The following is a 19,896-nucleotide window of genomic DNA, read 5'->3' on the forward strand; positions in this document are numbered from 1 at the left end:
TCACCGGCTGATCAGCGGCCTAGGATCAGTGGCGAATGATCAGCCAACCACCTGGCCACGGTAAATGACCTTTTTCTTCCGTGGCAGGTCCTCGCCCACTGACTCGCTGGTCGTTACGACGGGTCTGTTGTCCTCAGCGATTTCCTGGCCCCGATACATCCGCTTCGGAAGGGCATCCTCCTCATCGTCTTCTGATTCCACGCTCAGGTGCGGGACCTGTTCCTGCAATGTTTGCCAAGTGCGGGTCAGGTCGCGTGAGCGGGTTTTGCTGGCGTAATCCGCCAGTTGTTGCTCCAGGTTTTCTTCCGTCAGGTGCAGTTTCACGCCAAATTCGGAGCGGATCAGGCGCCGACACTGATGGACCAGTTTCAGCAGGCCCGGGTCCAGCAGCCAGCTTCGTTCAGATGCCAGGGATGTCATGGTTTCGGCCTCGGAATGGGTGTCACAACATGGCAAGGCGTGGTCCTGGCGGACCGGGCGCTGCCGACCTGACTTATGTTGCGAATATCATGCCGCTTCCAGTGAAGCGTGCGGAGGCCATTGGAAAGTTGGAGTGCGTGGGGTAGGGCGGGGTGTGATGCCAGTGGGCGGGTTAAAATTCGCGCATGGTTTTAGTGCAAAATGGCAGAGCCTGCCCTGATTTGGTCACTGCTCCTGGCACCAGGAACGGGCCCGGTGCCAGGCTTGTCTCAGTGGCTTGCGCCGTTAATGGGCTTCGTCCCAGTTGTCGCCGACGCCGGCTTCTACCAGCAGTGGTACATCCAGGCGGGCAGCGGCAGACATCCGCTGCACCAGGCCGTCCCGAACGGCTTCCAGGGCTGATTCCTTCACTTCCAGAATCAGTTCGTCGTGCACTTGCATGGTCATGCGGGCGTCGTCAGCGTGGTCCCGTAGCAGCCAGGATTCCACTTCGAGCATTGCTCGTTTGATGATGTCGGCGGCGGTACCCTGCATGGGAGCATTGATCGCGGTCCGCTCCGCAGCCTGTTGCAGCTGCTTGTTGCGGGCGTTGATCTCCGGCAGGTAGAGCCGGCGCCCGTACAGGGTTTCCACAAAGCCGTCGTCATGGGCTTGTTTACGGATGTTGTCCATGTAGGTAAGCACGCCCGGGTAGCGCTCAAAGTACTTGTCGATGTAGGCCTGGGCGACCTTGCGTTCGACATCGAGCTGGCGCGCCAGGCCAAAGGCGGACATCCCGTAGATCAGGCCGAAGTTGATGGCCTTGGCGCTGCGTCGCTGGTCTCCGGAAACCTCGTCCAGCGCGACTCCGAACACTTCTGCCGCGGTCGCCTTGTGGATGTCCTCGCCTTTCTCGAACGCGGTTAGCAGCCCTTTGTCGCCAGACAGGTGCGCCATGATACGCAGTTCGATCTGGGAGTAGTCGGCCGCCATCAGCTTGTAACCCTCCGGTGCCACAAAGGCCTGGCGGATCCGGCGGCCCTGTTCACTGCGGATGGGGATGTTCTGCAGGTTCGGCTCGGACGATGACAGCCGGCCGGTTGCGGTAACTGCCTGATGATAGGAGGTGTGGACCCGTCCGGTGCGGTGGCTGATCAGCTCCGGCAGGGTGTCGGTGTAGGTCGACTTGAGCTTGCTCAGGCTGCGGTGTTCCAGGATCAGTCGGGGCAGTTCGTGTTCGTGGGCCAGCTCCTGCAGCACCGGCTCGGCGGTCGAGGGTGCGCCTTTCGGAGTCTTCTTTATTACGGGCAGGCCCATCTTGTCGTAGAAGATCGCCTGCAGCTGTTTGGGGGAGCCCAGGTTAAAGGTTTCGCCGGCGACCTCGTGGGCTTCCTGCTCCAGTTCAGCCATGCGCTCGGCCAGCTCCTGGCTGTGTTTCCTCAGGGTACTGGCATTGATCAGGGCGCCGCGCTGCTCCATGCGGGAGAGCACCGGGACCAGGGGCAGATCGATCTCCCGGTACACCGAGGCCAGTTTTCCGGTCTTCTCCAGCTGCGGCATAAGCACCTGGTGCAAGCGCAGGGTGATGTCGGCATCTTCTGCCGCGTAGGGGCCGGCCTTGTCCAGTTCGATCTGGTTGAAGGTCAGCTGTTTGGCGCCCTTGCCCGCGATCGATTCAAAAGTGGTGGTGCTTTCGTCCAGGTACTGTCTGGCCAGGGTGTCCATGTCGTGACGGCTGGCTACTGAATTGAGCACGTACGACTCCAGCATGGTGTCTTCGGCAATGCCTTCCAGGGTAATGCCGTGATTGGCCAGCACGTTCTTGTCGTATTTCAGGTTCTGGCCGACCTTGGCCTGGTTCGGATCTTCCAGCAGAGGCTTCAGCTGCGCCAGCACAGTGTCCCGGTCGAGCTGATCCGGTGCGCCCATGTAGTCGTGGCCAAGGGGCAGATAAGCCGCTTCACCCGGTTCGACGGCGAACGATACGCCGACCACCTCGGCCTCACTGTAACGCAGGCTGGTGGTCTCGGTGTCGAAGGCGAACAGGTCCGATTTCCGCAGGCGCTCCAGCCAGTTATCCAGCTCAGCCTGGTCGGTGATGATGCTGTAGCGTTTTTCCACGGTCAGTTTGCTCTGGCTTTCGGGCGCTCTGGATTCGTCCTCTGAATTGTTGTCGGATTCCAGTTCGGCAACCCAAGTGCGGAATTCATACTCCTTGAACAGTTCCCGCAGCTCGTCGTCTTTCTGCTCGCGCAGTTTCAGGTCCTCCAGGCCAAACTCCAGATCAACGTCAGTCTTGATCGTTGCCAGCTCTCGGCTCAGGGGCAGGGTCTCGGTAGCTTCACGCAGGTACTCGCCGATCTTGCCCTTAATCTCGTCCGCGTGCGCCATCAGGTTGTCGATGTCCTGGTAGCTCTGCAGCCATTTCACCGCGGTTTTCGGGCCGCACTTGTTCACCCCGGGAATGTTGTCGACCTTATCTCCGACCAGGGCCAGGTAGTCGATGATCTGTTCTGGGGTGATCCCGAACTTCTCCACCACACCGTCCCGGTCCATCCGGGTTTCGGTCATGGTATTGATCAGCGTGACATGGTCGCTGACCAGTTGCGCCATGTCCTTGTCACCGGTAGAGACGACCACCTCGATGCCCTTGCTGGTGGCCTCGTGGGCCAGGGTGCCAATGACGTCGTCCGCTTCCACGCCGGAGACGATGAGCAGGGGCAGGCCCATGGCCTGGACAATCTCGTGGATGGGGGCAATCTGGCAGGCCAGGTCATCCGGCATGGGTGGACGGTTGGCCTTGTATTCGTCGTACATCTCGTGCCGGAATGTTTTGCCCTTGGCGTCGAACACCACCACCATCTTGGAACCGGGGAAATCCTGCTCCAGCCGCCGGAGCATGCTGATCACACCTTTTATGGCGCCGGTCGGTTGGTTCTTGCTGGTGGTTAGCGGGGGCAGTGCGTGATAGGCGCGGAAAAGGTAGGACGAACCGTCCACAAGAACCACGGGTGGGGTCTTTTGCTCAGTCATGTCTACAGGGGTCCGGATTCTGATTGAAGCGTTGGTTGGCTTGTGCAACTCTGTAATGAATTCAATTCGCAAAAGGGTATCACGAAAATGAAACGATTCGCCTGTCCGGTGGCCTTGCTGCTTGCCTGCTCGTCCGGTGCCGTCATTGCCCAGGGAAGTGGCGCCCTCGACGACACTCTGGTGCAGACGCCAGACGAACCGGTGGTGATTTCGGACTATCAGCCGACCAGCGAAGGCCCTCAGATTGTTATCCGTCCGGGTGAGAATGAGGTGTTCTATGAGTATCGGGTGAACGGTCAGCTCATGGAAATCAAAGTGGTGCCGGAGGTTGGTTCTGAGTATTACCTGGTGCCTTCAGATGGTGGTGGCTGGATTCAGGAAACCGAGTCCGAGATGCTCGTGCCCAGTTGGGTGTTGTTCCGCTGGTAAGCTGGTAGATAGTCCTGGCAACCCGGCTCCGCTTGCAGCACTGCGGCTGTAGCAGGTGCCATTTGCCGGATCAAGTTAGTGGTAGGTGAAAGTGCTGATCCCACCCCGGTTTGGTTTTAGTATGAACATTCTAATTTTTCTCCGTAGATTGGGTTTCGTTGATCAGAGAAGGCGGGCGCTTATTGCTTGGCCGCTGGACCAAAAATGTTTTGGCAAACCTCAGGAGATTTAGACATGGGTAAACTCAAATCCTATCAGGAACAGATTCAGGAAATCGTTGAGAAGGGCATCAACGCCGCGGAAGAGCAGCAGAAGAAGCTGGCTGCAAAGCCGTTTGAGTACGCAGAGAAGCTGGAATCTGAAGCGCGTGAATACAGCGTCAAAAGCCTGCGCACTCGTTACAACGGTTACAGCGACAGCCTGTTCGAGCAACTGCGCAGCCTGAACAGCCGTTTCGGTAGCTTCGCGGCGGATCTGGTCGCCAAGCTTGAGAAGGAAGCGCAAGACGCCGTTTCTGAAACCGCTGACGAAGTGACCAGTGTTGCTCAAAGTGCCAAAGCTGCTGCAACCGACAAGAAGCCGGCTGCACGCAAGACGACTGCCCGCAAGAGCACTGCTGCCAAGAAGACAACTGCGTCTGCCTAAGACGTTGAAGCGGCCACCGATGGTTGATGGCCGTAATTAAAAAAAAGGCGGTGGTTTTGATAACCACCGCCTTTTTTGTGTCCGGGCTTTCTTGCGTGGGCTTGCTTTGGCGCGGCTCTATTTCTCGCTGGGCACGTCCAGGGTGAGGGTCCGGGGTTCGCCGGTCACCTCTTCAAGGCGCTTAATGTCGGCCTCGAAGTCAGCTCGGAGTTCATCAATTTCTTGGCGCTGGATGCTGATTTCCCGTTCCAGATCGCGGATCTGTGATTCCAGGCGACGGATTTTTTCCAGCATGGACTCGGGAATGGTGCCCCCGGAACGCTCAATGTTCGCAGCCCGGCTCTGTTCACTGTCCAGTTGGCTGGAAATAACGGAAATATTGCCACGCTTGAGCTGAATCAGGCCTTCCAGTTCGCGGGTTTTCCGATACATGGCGCGAACGGCTTGGTCCGGGTGGCTGTAGCGTTTCAGCAGTTGTCGGTCTTGTTCCTGTTGAACGGCCAGCTCTTTCTGGCGCTGCTTCTCTGCTTCCCGGGCGGCAATTTCTTCGTCGGTCGGGGCGGGAGGGATGGTCTCAACCACCCGGCCGTTGTTGCCGAGTATGTCATAACCTCGTTTGGTGGCTTCCTGGGGGATCGTGTTGCTGATGACCATCCGGCCGTTCTCGTCGGTGTAGCGGTACATGGCCGCTTCAGCGGTGCCGACCAGGCTTAGTGCCATGACCGCAGCGGCAGTGATTTTCACCGCTGACAATCTGGAAAGATTAGAACGGCTGGCCATCAATCAGACTCCGTAGCGATCCCGATAACTGGCGACATTTTCGGCGTGGCCGGCGAACTCCGGGTTGGCCTTAAGGTAATCCAGAACCTGTTCAAGGCGGATAATGCTGATCACCGGGACGCCAAATTCCTGCTCCACTTCCTGGATCGCGGATAGCTCACCGTTGCCTTTTTCCTGTCGATCCAGGGCGATCAGCACGCCGGCCGGTTCAGCGCCGGCGTTGCGAATCAATTCCATGGATTCGCGAATGGCAGTGCCCGCAGTAATTACATCATCCACGATCAGTACTTTGCCCTGTAACGGGGCGCCGACAATGTTGCCACCTTCGCCATGATCTTTCTTTTCTTTGCGGTTGAAGGCAAAAGGTTTGCTGTTACCGTCTGTAGCCAGGGCCATGGCGGTCACGGTAGCCAACGGAATGCCCTTATAGGCAGGCCCGAATATGATGTCATACTCTAGCCCACTGCGTTCTATCGCGGCGGCATAAGCTTTGCTTAGTTGAAGTAGATCGTCGCCCGTGTTGAACAGCCCCGCATTAAAAAAGTACGGGCTTGTGCGGCCGGATTTGAGCGTAAATTCGCCAAAACGAAGTACATTCCGGCGGATGGCGAATTCGATGAAGGTTTGCTGATAGTCGTGCATGGCAAGGCTTCTGGCGGGTGTGAATCTTTATTTAACGTGTGAAAACGGTATCATACACACAAACCGAATCAGGGAACACGTATGCGCGTAGTATCTATCAGCGTTAACGGGCTTGCTCAGGCCGTTGACAAAGGTTTATTCGACTGGCTGGCGGATCAGGATGCTGACGTTGTCTGCGTTCAGGACCACCGCATGCGTGCCTATGAGATCGAGGACTACAACCTCATTCCAGAGGGGTATCAGGCCTACTTTATTGATGGCGAAAAGGATGAGGATGGTGGCGTTGGCATCTACACCCGCCATTTCCCGAAGGCCATCATGTACGGGTTCGCCAACGAGCAGGCTGATCGCGAAGGCCGCTATATTCAGGCTGATTTCGATAAGGTTTCGGTAGGTTGTGTACTGGCGCCGTGCGCGTTGGGCCGTGAAGAAGAACTCCTTGGCGAAGATGATCTGACGGTGCTGGATCACAAAGATGAGTTCATGGAGGGCTTTGGGCTGCACATGCAAAAGACCCTGCGCAAGCGTCGGCAGTTTGTGGTCTGTGCCAACCTCCAGACCGCACATCATGTGACCGATGCCAGCCCGCTATACCACAAGCACGACTTCTCTGGTTTCCTGCCCCATGAGCGGGCATGGCTGGACCGTCTGTTTGATGAAATGGGCTGTATTGATGCTTTCCGGGAGATTAATAAGCAGAGCAATCAGTTTACCTGGTGGCCTGAGCAGGCTGAGGGTGCGCGCCGTAATGCGGGTATCCGGGTGGATTATCACCTGCTGACGCCGGGCATTCGCAATACCATCCTGGATGGCTGGATTGATGGCTCGACCCGGTTCTCTGATCACGCGCCGGTGATCATGGATTACGATATCGAGATCGGTTTTTAGGTTTCTGGGGAAGCACTGGCAGTGATGCTGCTCCCCAGAATCGCTGCAAGTACATCCCTGTACGCTTGTTTTCGGCCATCCATGGCGTTCAACAGTCTGGGCAGAAGGCCCTACGCCAACGCCCAGACTCTGCAGTTTTGCTTTAACCTTCCAGTGCTGCCTTCTGAATCTCGAACAGCTGCTCAATGCCGGTCTTGGCCAGGTCCAGCATGCTGTCCAGTTCGTCCTTCACGAACGGTGCACCTTCCGCAGTGCCCTGGATCTCAATAAACCCACCCTGGTCGGTCATGATCACGTTCATGTCGGTTTCGGCTTCGGAGTCTTCCGGGTAGTCCAGATCGACAACTGGGGTGCCCTTGTAGACGCCGACGGAAAAGGCCGCGACCATCTGCTTGAGCGGTGATTTCTTCAGGCGTTTTTCCGCCACCAGGTGGTTCAGGGCATCTACCAGTGCCACGCAACCGCCGGTGATGGCCGCGGTGCGAGTGCCGCCATCAGCCTGGATAACGTCGCAGTCGATGGTGATGCTGTGCTCGCCCAGCGCGCTCAGGTCAACGGCGGCGCGCAGCGAGCGGCCGATCAGGCGCTGAATTTCGACGGTACGTCCGCCCTGTTTGCCCCGTGCGGCTTCGCGGCCCATGCGGCTGCCGGTTGAGCGCGGCAGCATGCCGTATTCGGCGGTGATCCAGCCTTTGCCTTCGCCACGGAGAAACGGCGGTACCTTGTTCTCGACGGAGGCTGTACAGATCACCTTGGTGTCACCAAATTCCACCAGTACCGAGCCTTCGGCGTGACGGGTGTAATTCCGGGTGATTCGCACGTCTCTGGGTTGCTCGGGCGTTCTGCCACTTGGTCGCATAGTCATTCCTGAAATCTGTGGTTGGTGTCTGGGTTGATGTCCGGGCTGATCCCGGTTGGGTTTTCGAAAGGGCAGGGAGTATAACACGTCGGTCAAGCCGGTTTGGCTTCGGGGCCGCCAGGCTCGCCGTGGGCGTTCAGAGCCTGTTAGACTCGACTGACTGTCGTCCACCATGACCGGAGTTGCCATGATTCGAAGTATGACCGCATTTGCCCGAAAGGATGTTCAGGGAGACTGGGGTACGCTGACGTGCGAGGTCCGCACGGTTAATCATCGCTACCTGGAGCCTTCGTTCCGGTTGCCCGAGGCGTTTCGGGAATTGGAAAATCCGTTTCGGGAGGAGCTTCGCAAGCAGCTGAAACGGGGCAAAGTCGACGTGTCCATGCGACTGCAGTCGGCGGACAAGACGTCGCAGAGTTTTGAAATCAACGATGACATGGCAAAGGCGGTTAACGAGGCCGCCAATCACGTTAATCGAATACTGGATAATCCCGCTCACATCAGTGCCCTGGACATCCTGCGCTGGCCTGGCGTGTTGTCGGTGCCTGAACAGGATTACGGCCCGGCGCGGGACGCCGGCAAGGCCCTGTTCGAAGACACGGTCCGTGAATTGGTGAGTGTGCGTGAACGGGAAGGTGAGCGGTTACGGCCATTGTTTGATGATCGCCTGGCCACCATGAACCGGCTGGTAACCGAGGTGCGCGCGCTGATGCCCGACTTGCTGGTAGCCCAGGAAGCAAACCTGCGCAGCCGGTTTGAGAAGGCCGGTATTGAGCTGGAGCCTGAGCGCGTGGCCCAGGAAATGGTGATGCTGGCGCAGAAGAGTGATGTGGCGGAGGAGCTGGATCGCTTGGACGCTCACATTAGCGAGGTCACCGATACTCTCAAAGGTGACGATGCCATTGGCCGCCGGCTGGATTTCCTGATGCAGGAGCTGAACCGAGAGGCCAACACCCTCAGCAGCAAGAGTATTGATGCCCGAGTGACTCGCTCAGCGGTGGATCTGAAAGTGCTGATCGAGCAGATGCGCGAACAGGTGCAGAATATAGAATGACACTGCGATACGCTCTCGACATCGGAGTTGGCGCATAATAATTAGTATCTTATGTAATTTTTGTGCTCGTTGTGGTTGGCCTTGCTCTGCAGGGTTTGAAGGTTGAGGGCGACATCTGATGTTAGCGCACAAAATACTTAATTCATGTGAAAGTTGTTATTGACAGGGAGCTGGCTCCCTGACTAAGCTTTCAATCTGGGCCGTTGAAGGCCGGCTAGCCATGGTGATCGATCATTTTGGACTATAAGCTAGTCGCACTTCGAGGACATGGTCTTTCATTCTATGGGCTACGAGCTTATTAATTACTTCATAATGAAGTATTTCAAGAATGAGCGTCGTTGGTCGATGTCTTTTCAAACAACAATAATCGGAGAAAAATATGAAGAATAGAAATATCCTTTCCGTTTCTGTGGCCGCCGGTCTCGTCTTGGGAGCTTCGCTGGCAGGTGCCGCAACTACCGTCACCATCGGTACAGTCAATAATGGCGATATGATTCGCATGCAGGGGTTGTCCGATGTATTCGAGAAGACTCACCCCGATATTGAGTTGGAATGGGTGGTGCTAGAGGAGAACGTGCTGCGCCAGCGCTTGACTGTTGATATCGCCACCAACAGCGGTCAATTCGATGTCATGACCATCGGCATGTATGAGGCGCCGATCTGGGGGCAGCGGGGTTGGCTTGAGCCGATAATGGGCCTTCCTGAAGACTATGATCTTGAGGATATCTTTCCGGCTGTTCGCAACGGCCTCTCGGCTGACGGCAAGCTTTACGCTCTGCCTTTCTACTCTGAAAGCTCAATGACCTTTTATCGTAGGGATCTGTTCGAGCAAGCCGGTCTGACAATGCCTGAGCGCCCGACCTGGGAGCAGATGCGCGACTTTGCCAAGGCGCTGCACAAGCCTGAGCAGGATCAGTACGGCCTATGTCTTCGTGGCAAGGCGGGTTGGGGTGAGAACATGGGGATTGTGACGACCATGGCCAACAGCTTTGGTGCGCGCTGGTTCGATGAAGACTGGAAGCCGGAGTTCACCGGTGACGCCTGGAACAATGCGATAGAGTTTTATGTCGATGTCTTGAACAGGTACGGCCCACCGGGGGTATCCTCCAACGGTTTTAACGAATCGCTGGCGCTGTTCAACTCTGGCAAGTGCGCGATGTGGGTCGACGCTACCGTGGCGGGGTCCTTCGTCACCGATCCGAAGGAGAGCGCGGTTGCGGACAAAGTGGGTTTTGCGTTGGCACCGAAGCACGTGACGGAGAAAGGTGCCGGTTGGCTCTGGTCTTGGGCACTGGCGATTCCGGTCAGCTCCGATGCCAAGGACGCCGCCACCGAGTTCGTCACCTGGGCCACCTCCAAGGGCTACAGTGAACTGGTGGCCGAGGAGTTCGGTATTGCTGCAATGCCGCCCGGCAATCGTGCCTCTACCTATGCCAATGAAGCCTATATGAGCGCCGCGCCTTTCGCGCAGAAAACGCTTGAGTCGATGAACAAGGCAAACCCTGCGGACTCGACGCTGAGTCCGTCGCCCTATATCGGCATTCAGTTTGTGGCTATCCCCGAATACCAGTCCATCGCGACCCAGGTCGGGAAGCTGGTTTCCGGCGCTCTGGCCGGTCAGATTTCGGTCGATCAGGCGATGAAGAACTCCCAGTCGATCACAGAGCGTGAGCTGAAACGAGCCAATTACTACTGAGCAGGTGGTGGGTATCTGATCTCAAGCTGTTCGGTCGGGACGAGAGTCCCGACCCCCTCTCGCAAGACTATTTCCCGCAAGACTATTTCCTGAGCGTTTCAAGTCTGCAGGCCAGGGCGCATTTTCGATCGCCATGCTAAAGCATGGCTTTGGAGGCCGGCCGGTTCTGGCGAAGAAGTGTGTTCTGGTCGATCATGTATTCCGTCGATATCTGATGAGCGGCGGCTCCGAGCGCCCGCGCGATGCCACCAAAGTGGCCTGGTTTGATGTTGGGTCGAACGATCCCCTGCATGTCCAGTTGGTCAAGCTGGTTCTCCACCTCGCGAACAAGACGGGTTCGGATGTTGGGCGGAAAGGCACCATCGATTATGACGGTCTCGAAGTCGATGACAGCCAGGGTAGAGATGATTGCGTGGGCCAGACTCCGTGCTGCCCGGGTCATCCAGATCTGTACCAGCGGCTCTATTGCTCCCCAGTCGCTGTCTTCGGAGTAGATCTGCTGTAATGGATCACCGCCACGTTCGGCAATCATGCGTTCGAGGACAACAAGAGAGGCGTGGTCGACCAAGCGGTCACCGCCGGGTTCGTCTGGCACACGCAGCGGGCCGAAACCTCCAGAACTTCCGCGTCGTCCTGGAAAGACGCTGCCATTCAAGACGACGCCTCCACCGATGAAGGTACCCACGAAAAAATAGACCAGGTCCTGAGCATCAATAGGGGGGGCGAAAATCAGTTCGGCTCGGCAAGCAGCGGTGCCGTCGTTTTCGACGGTGATTGGCCACGGAACAAGGTTTTTTAATTCTCCCTCTAGGTCAAAGTCCCGCCATTTATCCATTTCGTTCTTGGGAGCTCCAATTTCGGCAGTCCAGCTCCACAATTCGAATGGCGTTGCCACGTTCAGGCCGACAATGTCGTTCTGCGACTTCCGCGCCGACTTCAGAAGTGAAGGGAGTGCGGTTTTCACGAAACGAAGCGTGGCGGCGGGCGTTGGATACGCATGAGCCTCAGTGTGCCGAGCGAGCACTTCTCCAACGAAGTTGACGACGACCAGGTCAAACGTATGCCGACCAATCTTGAGTCCCACATAATGTCGAGCATCCGGGGTTAGCATCATGGGTACCGAAGGCTGCCCAATACGTCCACGAATGGGATCGCACCTGAGAAGGAGTCCCTCTGATTCCAGAGCGCGGAAGATGACCGATACTGCGTTTGGCGAAAGTCCCGTTATTCTTGTGGCTTCGGCTTTTGTAAGCTTGCCGTGATCGCGCACAAGGTGCAGGACCAAGCGTTCGTTCACCCCTCTTACTGTCAGCAGATTGGACCCTTTAAGAGGGTGAGCACGAAGGGGTTCTTTTTCATCTCTGTTCATCTTTTTCACTCTGGATTCTTAAAATGTCGTGAACCGATGCCGATTGTCACCTTTTTTAGTGCGAGAGTCTGCGGACAACGTTCAGAACGTTCCGCTGGTCGGCATACTTCCGGCTCCGCAAGCTTCTGCCTGGTTTTGTTTCCGAAAGAATGGTTATAAATAATGGTAACAAGAGCGGCTGGTACAGCCAATACTTAATTCATTTGAAAGTTGTTATTGACACCAAGTTGACTCACATTTATGGTTGAGAGGTCGTGAAGCTGAAGCCAAAAAACCTGGTCAGAGGTTCGACCGGCACCCTGATGGTTGTTGTTCCACCCAGGGGGGAGTTGAACCTTGGTGCACTCACCAATCGTTCATATAGTTACTTCAAAAGGAAGTAACTAAAAATTTGTTCAAACCTGCAAGTTGAAAGGAAAATAATAATGCCTACATTCAACACTGCCGCACTTGTCACCGCTACCGTATTGTTGAGCGCTACGCTCACAAACACCGCCATGGCAGATGGCCATAAAACAAGCGCCTGCCTGATCACCAAGACCGATACCAACCCTTTCTTCGTCAAAATGCGGGAGGGTGCCACTGCCAAGGCTGAAGAATTAGACATTGAACTTAAGGCCTTCGCAGGGAAGGTCGACGGCGATCATGAGACACAGGTTCAGGCCATTGAGACCTGCATTGCCGACGGCGCCAAGGGTATTCTGCTTACGGCCTCGGATACCTCCTCCATTGTCTCTGCTGCCCAGCAAGCCCGTGACGCAGGCCTTCTTGTTATCGCGCTTGACACGCCACTTGATCCGCCTGAGGCAGCCGACGCCACCTTTGCCACCGACAATTTCCGTGCAGGTGAGCTGATTGGCGCCTGGGCAGCAGGCAAACTCGGCGACGGCGCGGAGGACGCACGCATCGGCCTGCTGAACGTCAATGTCAGTCAGCCTTCGGTCGGTGTACTGCGGAATCAGGGCTTTCTGCAGGGCTTTGGAATTGATATTGGCGATCCGAACAAGTGGGGTGACGAGACCGATCCACGCATCGTTGGCCAAGATGTCTCGGCCGGGAACGAACAAGGTGGACGTAAGGGGATGGAAAACCTTCTCGTCCAAGATCCAATGATCAATGTGGTTTATACCATCAACGAGCCGGCCGCAGCAGGGGCGTATCAAGCCCTGAAAGCATTCGGGCGCGAGGATGATGTGTTGATCGTGTCGGTTGACGGTAGTTGCTCTGGTGTCGCGAATATTAGGGACGGCTCGCTTGGTGCTACCGCGCAGCAATATCCGTTGCTTATGGCTTCGCTCGGAATCGAAGCAATCAAGGCATGGGCCGACGATGGTGTTAAGCCCGAGCGGACCCCGGGCAAGAGCTTCTTCGATACCGGAGCTTCTCTGGTTACGGATGAAGCTGTCGAAGATACCCCGTCGATCTCGGTCGCCGAGGGCGCTGATCTCTGTTGGGGTTGATCATCTGTCTGGTTCGGCACGGGCTTAATAAGCCGTGCCGGCAGCCACTCGGATCGCTCAAGGTTGAATAAGTCTTTGCTTCAGAGAGGGCCCCATGTCCAAAACTGATCTGAAAGGACAAGATTACGAATCTGTCCTTGCCAATGCTAACCAGGCTGTTGCTGTTTTCCAGCATCGCCGTTCCAGTTTCGCCCACAGGCTGCAGCACGCGTTACATGTGAACCCATCGATCGTACCTTTGATTGTGCTTGGGCTCTCAATAGTCGTCTTCGGCGTATTGCTGGGTTCCAAATTCCTTTCCCCTTTCGCCCTGACCTTGATCCTGCAGCAGGTTCAGATCGTGGGAATTATCGCCGCGGCCCAGAGTCTTGTTATTCTGACAGCGGGGATTGATCTCTCGGTGGGCGCGATCATGGTGCTGTCCTCAGTCGTGATGGGCCAGTTCACCTTTCGCTATGGGATACCCGTCCCCATCAGTATCCTTTGTGGCCTTCTATGCGGCACGCTATGTGGTTTTATTAATGGCGTGTTGGTCTCAAGGGTCAAGTTGCCGCCCTTTATCGTCACCCTTGGAATGTGGCAGATCGTCCTTGCCACGAACTTTCTTTACTCTGCCAACGAATCCATACGCGCTCAGGACATCGAGGCCCATGCGCCTCTCCTACAGTTCTTTGGTACGAAATTCAGCCTAGGCGGTGCAGTCTTTACTGTGGGTGTCGTTTTCATGATAGCGCTCGTGCTGGTGCTTACCTATGCGTTGCGTCATACAGCCTGGGGGCGGCACGTTTATGCAGTGGGTGATGATAAGGAGGCGGCGAAGCTCTCGGGCGTCAAGACCGACCGGGTGCTCATTTCAGTCTACATGCTTTCCGGTCTCATCTGCGCTTTCGCGGGTTGGGCGATGATCGGCCGAATCGGCTCCGTCTCGCCGACAGCGGGACAGCTTGCCAACATCGAATCCATCACTGCGGTAGTGATCGGGGGAATCTCGCTCTTCGGCGGTCGCGGCTCAATTCTCGGTGCCCTGTTTGGCGCGCTCATCGTCGGGGTCTTCACACTCGGTTTGCGGCTTCTCGGAGCCGATGCGCAGTGGACCTATCTCCTCATTGGCGTACTTATCATCGGCGCGGTTGCCGTGGATCAGTGGATCAGAAAGGTGTCAGTCTAATGCAAATGCCAACCCCTATATTAGCAGCGAAAAATCTTGTAAAGCGGTACGGCCGCGTAACCGCCCTGGATCATTGCGATTTCGAACTTTACCCGGGTGAGGTCCTGGCAGTAATCGGCGACAACGGCGCGGGCAAGTCCTCCCTGATTAAAGCGATCTCCGGTGCCGTGATTCCTGAGGAGGGTGAGATTTACCTGGAAGGTGAAAGGATCAATTTTTCTTCACCGCTTGATGCACGAGAGCATGGAATCGAAACGGTCTATCAGCAGCTTGCGATGTCGCCCGCGCTGTCGATAGCAGACAACATGTTTATGGGCCGCGAGCTGTTGAAGCCCGGCATTAGGGGCAAGCTGTTTCGGCAACTGGATCGACCGGGCATGGAGAAGTTCGCCCGCGAGAAGCTCAGTGAGCTGGGGCTCATGACAATCCAGAATATTCGGCAAGCAGTTGAGACGCTTTCTGGCGGCCAACGCCAGGGGGTAGCCGTTGCCAGGGCTGCTGCTTTCGGCTCCAAGGTGATAATCCTGGACGAGCCGACGGCCGCTCTCGGTGTCAAGGAGAGTCGCCGGGTGTTGGAGCTTATTCTCGAAGTGAAGTCCCGAGGCATCCCGATTGTGCTTATTAGTCACAACATGCCGCATGTCTTCGAGGTTGCTGATCGCATACACATTCATCGCCTTGGCAAGCGGCTTTGCGTGATCCGGCCAGAGGATTACAACATGAACGATGCGGTCGCCTTCATGACAGGCGCGAAGGAATCACCCCAATTGGCACAGGCAGTCTAAACGATGGGAATTTCTGATATTGAAGCTGTCATGGCGCTGATCACGAAAGTGGCACGTTCCGGTGAGCGAACCTTGATTGCTATAGCGGGCCCTCCTGGTTCGGGCAAGTCAACTCTCGCCGAAGCTGTAGTCAAGCAACTGAATTCGAGAGTTGGAAGTGAGCCCCTGGCTGCGCTTATTCCGATGGATGGCTTTCATCTCGACAACCAGGATCTGGACAAGCAAGGACTATTGTCACGGAAGGGGGCTCCAGAGACTTTCGATGCGGCTGGGCTGGTTCGATTGGTTCGTCGCATCAGGACCGGCGGTACCGATATCCATTACCCGTTGTTTGATCGAACGATTGATCGATGTCAGGTTGATGCGGGCCTTTTGAGCGCAGAAACCCCGATCGTCGTGGTCGAGGGTAACTATCTGCTTCTCGACGATTCGCCATGGAATGCTCTTGCCGGGCTATTTGACGCTACTGTTTTCCTGGCGCCGGCAGTCGAGGTTCTTGAAGAGCGGCTTATTCATCGTTGGTTGAGGTATGGGTTCTCACCGGAGATGGCAGCGGAAAAGGCACGTGCGAACGACCTTAGGAACGCACGCCTCGTCCTTGAAAAAAGTCTCGCCGCCGATCTGTTACTGACCCAGCAGACAGATGAAACCGAGAATGTTCCCTGATGGATTGTATCGGTGCCACATCTATTAGAAATCCGCGATACCGCTGAGTTATCCCTTATCTCGAGGCTTTTCGTTGTTGGTGGGAGTAGGGCTGCCTCCCTAATCGTGGCCCGACCTTAAGGATGCCTGCTAACCGGCTCAGGCAACCTTGGCGCGGAAAATGATCCGGAAAGCTTCTTTCAACACCGACCTTCCAGGAGGCATTATGTCTACTTTATTAGAGCAACTGAGGCAATACAGCACCGTGGTCGCCGATACTGGTGACCTCGAGGCCATACGGCGATTCAAGCCCGAGGACGCCACCACCAATCCATCGTTGATTCTCAAGGCAGTTCAGTCCGGTCAGTATGACGCCCTGCTCAACGAGATCGTCGCCGTCGCTCGCGGCCATAACGGTAGCTTGGAAGAAGCCGTCGACGAGGCTTGCGACCGACTGGTCGTGACGATGGGCAGCCTGATACTTAATCATGTTCCCGGTCGGATCTCGACCGAGGTGAATGCTCGCCTGTCGTTTGATCGGGAGGCCAGCATCGCCAAGGCCCGCCAACTGGTGGCACTTTACGAAGAGGCCGGCATCAGCCGAGACCGCATTCTTATCAAACTCGCCGCCACCTGGGAGGGCATCCGCGCAGCCGAGGTGCTGGAGCGGGAGGGTATCGAGTGCAACCTGACGCTGATCTTCAGCTTTACCCAGGCCCGTGCCTGCGCCGAGGCTGGTGCCTTCCTGATCTCGCCGTTCGTGGGCCGTATCCTGGACTGGTACCGCAAGGCTAACCCCGATACCGTCTACACGCCGGAGGAGGAGCCCGGTGTGCAGCAGGTGCGGGAGATCTATCGTTATTTCCGTCGCCACCAGTATCCCACCGTGGTCATGGGTGCGAGCTTTCGTAACAGTGGCGAAGTCCTGGCGCTGGCCGGTTGCGATCGCCTGACCATCAGCCCGGCGTTACTGGAAGAACTCGCCCATGGCGAAGGGTCCGTTGAACCGGTGCTGGCCGACAATGGTGAGCGTGCCGATCCTCCGGCACCGATTACCGAAGTCGAGTTCCGTTGGCAGCTCAACGAGGACGCCATGGCGACCGAGAAACTGGCCGAAGGCATACGCGGCTTTGAGGCCGATCAGCTCAAGCTCGAGGCGCTGTTGCGCGAACGGCTGGCCGGGGGCGTAGCATGAATGCGGCTGAGTCCAGTGAGACTCTGAATCGCCGTACCCTGGCCAACGCTGTGCGCGCGCTAAGTATGGATGCCGTGCAACAGGCCAACTCCGGCCACCCGGGCGCGCCGATGGGCATGGCCGATATCGCTGAAGTGCTCTGGCGCGACCATCTGCGCCACAACCCGGCCAATCCCGACTGGCTCGACCGCGATCGCTTCGTGCTGTCCAACGGCCATGGCTCGATGCTGCTCTACAGCCTGCTGCACCTGAGTGGCTACGACCTGCCGCTCGACGAGCTCCGGCGCTTCCGCCAACTGCATTCGAAGACGCCCGGTCATCCCGAATACGGTTACGCCCCGGGCGTCGAGACGACTACCGGCCCACTGGGGCAGGGACTCGCCAATGCCGTTGGCCTTGCGTTGGCCGAACGGACACTGGCGGCGCAGTTCAACCGTTCGGGCTACGACATCATCAATCACCACACCTACGCTTTCGTCGGCGATGGTTGCCTGATGGAAGGAATCTCCCACGAGGTGTGCTCGCTGGCCGGTACCCTGGGGCTCGGTAAACTGATTGTCTTCTACGACGACAACGGCATCTCCATCGATGGAGAGGTTGAGGGCTGGTTCAGCGACGACACCCCCGCGCGCTTCCGCGCCTATGGCTGGAACGTGGTCGAGTCGGTCGATGGCCACGACGCTGCGGCCATCGATCGCGCTATCCGCGATGCGAAGGCCCAGACGCAGCGTCCGAGCTTGATCTGCTGTAAAACCACTATCGGCTTCGGTTCGCCGAACAAGGCGGGTTCGCACGACTGCCACGGTGCCCCATTGGGCGACGACGAGATCGCCGCGACCCGTGACGCGCTCGCTTGGCCCCATGCACCTTTCGATGTGCCCGACGATATTCGCGGATACTGGGATGCCCGGGGTGATGGGGCCGCTCTGGAGCTGGAATGGCGAGAGCGTTTCCAGGCCTATCGCGCTGAGCATCCGGCGTTGGCCGCTGAACTCGAACGCCGCCAGGCCGGCGAGCTGCCCCAGAATTGGAAGGTATTGAGCCGGGACCTGTTGCAGCGTTGCCAGCAGCAAAGCCGCACCCTGGCAAGTCGAAAGAGCTCGCAGCAGGTGCTGGAAGCCATAGGCTCGGAATTGCCGGAACTGCTCGGAGGTTCGGCGGACCTGGCACCATCTAACCTGACACAGTGGTCCGGTTCGCGAGCCATTTCGGCAGAAGTTGAGAGTGGCAATTACATTCATTACGGTGTGCGCGAGTTCGGCATGAGCGCCATCATGAACGGACTGGCGCTGCATGGCGGTTTTGTTCCCTACGGCGGTACCTTCCTGATGTTCATGGAATACGCCCGCAACGCCGTGCGGATGGCGGCGCTGATGGGGGTTCGCAATATCTTCGTTTATACCCACGACTCCATTGGCCTTGGCGAGGACGGCCCGACCCATCAGCCTGTTGAGCAGCTAGCCAGCCTGCGTCAGACGCCGAATATGGAAACCTGGCGCCCCTGTGACGAGACCGAAACGGCGGCCGCCTGGTGTGCCGCGCTTGAGCGTGCCACGGGGCCAAGTGCCCTGATACTGTCGCGGCAGAACCTCCCGGCCCAGGAACGCAGCGAGGCGCAGGTTAATGACATTAGCCGCGGCGGCTACTTGCTACGGGATTGCACAGGCATGCCCGAGCTGATTTTGTTGGCCACAGGCTCGGAGGTGGCGTTGGCCGTGAAAGCCGCTGACCGGCTAAGCGCCTCGGGTGTGGCTGTGCGGGTGGTTTCGTTGCCCTGCGTCGAACGTTTCGCCAAGCAGGACGCGACCTATCGCGATACCGTGTTGCCACCGACGGTGCGGGCACGGGTTGCAATCGAGATGGCACAACCGGACGGCTGGTATCGCTGGGTGGGTCTCGACGGCGCCGTGATCGGCATTGAGACCTTCGGCGAATCGGCGCCAGCCGAAGCGTTGCTCCAACATTTCGGTTTTACGGTCGAGCGGGTGGTCGAGACGGCCGGTATCATCATGCACAAGGGTTGAAAGGCTGGCTGGGCAATGGAGTGTCCAGCCGTTCCGAATGAACGAGACATACTCGGAACCTCTTTTCTCATCGCCGAAATTGGCTTGAATGCCGTATAATTCTGCGTTTTCCAGGCGCCGCTCCCATCTCGCCGATTCAGCGGGGCTTACGAATACATACAGGTTGGAGTTGTTTGTTCATGAGCCCAACAGTTGAACAAGGTACGTTGTACGTCATTTCTGCGCCGTCCGGTGCTGGCAAGACCAGTCTGGTGGCAGCCATGCTGGGCAACGACGATAAGCTGGGTGTGTCGATTTCCCACACCACCCGGCCGATGCGCGAGGGCGAGCAGGACGGTGTGAACTATCATTTCGTGAGTCGCGACGAATTTGAGGCGATGATTGCGCGAGGTGAGTTCCTGGAACACGCCGATGTGTTCGGCAACTATTATGGCACCTCTCACATCTGGGTTCGTGAAACCCTGTCCCGTGGGCTGGACGTTATCCTCGAGATTGACTGGCAGGGCGCGGAACAGGTGCGCCGGCTGATGCCTGAGTGTGTCAGCATTTTCATCGTACCACCGTCGTCGGCAACCCTCCGGGAGCGGCTGACCGGGCGTGGCACCGACGCACCAGAAGTGGTGGAACGTCGCCTTTCCGAGGCCAGGGAAGAGTGCAGGCACGCCCTGGAATTCGATTTCCTGGTGGTGAATGACGACTTCGATGTGGCTCTGGCCGATCTGCTGGCCATTGTCCGCAGTCAGCGGGTGCGGATTGGGGTGCAACAGGATCGCCACAGCGAGCTGCTGACTCAGTTGTCGCAGTAGGTTGTAGTGCTTGTCACTG

18 protein-coding genes are annotated in these 19,896 nt (G+C 57.3%); 12 read left to right on the plus strand and 6 right to left on the minus strand.

Going from position 1 to position 19,896, the window contains the following annotated elements; genetic code table 11:
- Window positions 1–39 precede the first annotated feature (39 nt).
- Window positions 40–420 (minus strand): hypothetical protein, encoded by a 381-nt coding sequence (locus tag FCS96_RS10700; RefSeq protein ID WP_138440324.1) that lies wholly within the window; start codon window positions 418–420, stop codon window positions 40–42.
- Between the two features lie 285 nt (window positions 421–705).
- Window positions 706–3,432, minus strand: a complete 2,727-nt coding sequence (gene polA / locus FCS96_RS10705) for a DNA polymerase I (RefSeq protein ID WP_138440325.1) — start codon at window positions 3,430–3,432, stop codon at window positions 706–708.
- An 87-nt stretch (window positions 3,433–3,519) separates the two neighbouring features.
- Here polA and FCS96_RS10710 point away from each other — a divergent pair, with 87 nt between their 5' ends.
- Both FCS96_RS10710 and FCS96_RS10715 read left to right on the plus strand, forming a co-directional pair.
- A complete protein-coding gene (locus tag FCS96_RS10710) occupies window positions 3,520–3,861 on the plus strand; it encodes a DUF2782 domain-containing protein (protein ID WP_138440326.1) in 342 nt (113 codons plus the stop codon).
- Between the two features lie 234 nt (window positions 3,862–4,095).
- Window positions 4,096–4,506 (plus strand): hypothetical protein, encoded by a 411-nt coding sequence (locus tag FCS96_RS10715; RefSeq protein ID WP_138440327.1) that lies wholly within the window; start codon window positions 4,096–4,098, stop codon window positions 4,504–4,506.
- 117 nt (window positions 4,507–4,623) lie between these two features.
- Here the strand turns inward: FCS96_RS10715 and FCS96_RS10720 are convergent, their stop codons facing one another.
- The gene (locus FCS96_RS10720; RefSeq protein WP_138440328.1) at window positions 4,624–5,286 is read right to left on the minus strand and encodes a DUF4124 domain-containing protein; all 663 of its coding nucleotides are present in this window, start codon (window positions 5,284–5,286) and stop codon (window positions 4,624–4,626) included.
- Window positions 5,287–5,289: 3 nt separating this feature from the next.
- On the minus strand, window positions 5,290–5,928 hold the full coding sequence (gene pyrE / locus FCS96_RS10725) for an orotate phosphoribosyltransferase (protein ID WP_138440329.1): 639 nt from the start codon (window positions 5,926–5,928) through the stop codon (window positions 5,290–5,292).
- Window positions 5,929–6,009: 81 nt separating this feature from the next.
- On the opposite strand from pyrE, the gene FCS96_RS10730 reads away from it, so the two are divergent.
- Window positions 6,010–6,816 carry an exodeoxyribonuclease III gene (locus tag FCS96_RS10730; RefSeq protein WP_138440330.1) on the plus strand — a complete coding sequence of 269 codons (807 nt, stop codon included), beginning with the start codon at window positions 6,010–6,012 and terminating at the stop codon, window positions 6,814–6,816.
- Between the two features lie 142 nt (window positions 6,817–6,958).
- Here FCS96_RS10730 and rph read toward each other — a convergent pair whose 3' ends face one another.
- Window positions 6,959–7,675 (minus strand): ribonuclease PH, encoded by a 717-nt coding sequence (gene rph, locus FCS96_RS10735; protein ID WP_138440433.1) that lies wholly within the window; start codon window positions 7,673–7,675, stop codon window positions 6,959–6,961.
- A 187-nt stretch (window positions 7,676–7,862) separates the two neighbouring features.
- Here rph and FCS96_RS10740 point away from each other — a divergent pair, with 187 nt between their 5' ends.
- Window positions 7,863–8,729 (plus strand): YicC/YloC family endoribonuclease, encoded by an 867-nt coding sequence (locus tag FCS96_RS10740; RefSeq protein WP_138440331.1) that lies wholly within the window; start codon window positions 7,863–7,865, stop codon window positions 8,727–8,729.
- Window positions 8,730–9,108: 379 nt separating this feature from the next.
- Window positions 9,109–10,425 carry an ABC transporter substrate-binding protein gene (locus FCS96_RS10745; protein ID WP_138440332.1) on the plus strand — a complete coding sequence of 439 codons (1,317 nt, stop codon included), beginning with the start codon at window positions 9,109–9,111 and terminating at the stop codon, window positions 10,423–10,425.
- A 136-nt stretch (window positions 10,426–10,561) separates the two neighbouring features.
- Here the strand turns inward: FCS96_RS10745 and FCS96_RS10750 are convergent, their stop codons facing one another.
- Entirely contained in the window at window positions 10,562–11,794 is a 1,233-nt protein-coding gene (locus tag FCS96_RS10750) for an ROK family transcriptional regulator (protein ID WP_228264085.1), read from the minus strand.
- Between the two features lie 425 nt (window positions 11,795–12,219).
- On the opposite strand from FCS96_RS10750, the gene FCS96_RS10755 reads away from it, so the two are divergent.
- From FCS96_RS10755 to gmk, 7 genes are all read left to right on the plus strand, one after another.
- A complete protein-coding gene (locus FCS96_RS10755) occupies window positions 12,220–13,254 on the plus strand; it encodes a sugar ABC transporter substrate-binding protein (RefSeq protein ID WP_212747072.1) in 1,035 nt (344 codons plus the stop codon).
- Window positions 13,255–13,348: 94 nt separating this feature from the next.
- Window positions 13,349–14,422, plus strand: coding sequence for an ABC transporter permease (locus FCS96_RS10760; RefSeq protein WP_138440334.1), 1,074 nt, complete (start codon window positions 13,349–13,351; stop codon window positions 14,420–14,422).
- Window positions 14,422–15,207, plus strand: a complete 786-nt coding sequence (locus FCS96_RS10765) for an ATP-binding cassette domain-containing protein (protein WP_212747073.1) — start codon at window positions 14,422–14,424, stop codon at window positions 15,205–15,207. The genes FCS96_RS10760 and FCS96_RS10765 overlap by 1 nt, the downstream gene beginning before the upstream one ends.
- A gap of 3 nt (window positions 15,208–15,210) precedes the next feature.
- Window positions 15,211–15,873, plus strand: coding sequence for a nucleoside/nucleotide kinase family protein (locus tag FCS96_RS10770; RefSeq protein WP_138440335.1), 663 nt, complete (start codon window positions 15,211–15,213; stop codon window positions 15,871–15,873).
- Between the two features lie 205 nt (window positions 15,874–16,078).
- Window positions 16,079–17,047, plus strand: coding sequence for a transaldolase (tal, locus tag FCS96_RS10775; RefSeq protein WP_138440336.1), 969 nt, complete (start codon window positions 16,079–16,081; stop codon window positions 17,045–17,047).
- Window positions 17,044–19,071 (plus strand): transketolase, encoded by a 2,028-nt coding sequence (tkt, locus tag FCS96_RS10780; RefSeq protein ID WP_138440337.1) that lies wholly within the window; start codon window positions 17,044–17,046, stop codon window positions 19,069–19,071. The genes tal and tkt overlap by 4 nt, the downstream gene beginning before the upstream one ends.
- A gap of 179 nt (window positions 19,072–19,250) precedes the next feature.
- Window positions 19,251–19,877 carry a guanylate kinase gene (gene gmk / locus FCS96_RS10785; protein ID WP_138440338.1) on the plus strand — a complete coding sequence of 209 codons (627 nt, stop codon included), beginning with the start codon at window positions 19,251–19,253 and terminating at the stop codon, window positions 19,875–19,877.
- Window positions 19,878–19,896 lie beyond the last annotated feature (19 nt).

The sequence above is a fragment of the Marinobacter alexandrii genome, from assembly GCF_005871205.1.
In the GTDB taxonomy this organism is placed as follows: domain Bacteria; phylum Pseudomonadota; class Gammaproteobacteria; order Pseudomonadales; family Oleiphilaceae; genus Marinobacter; species Marinobacter alexandrii.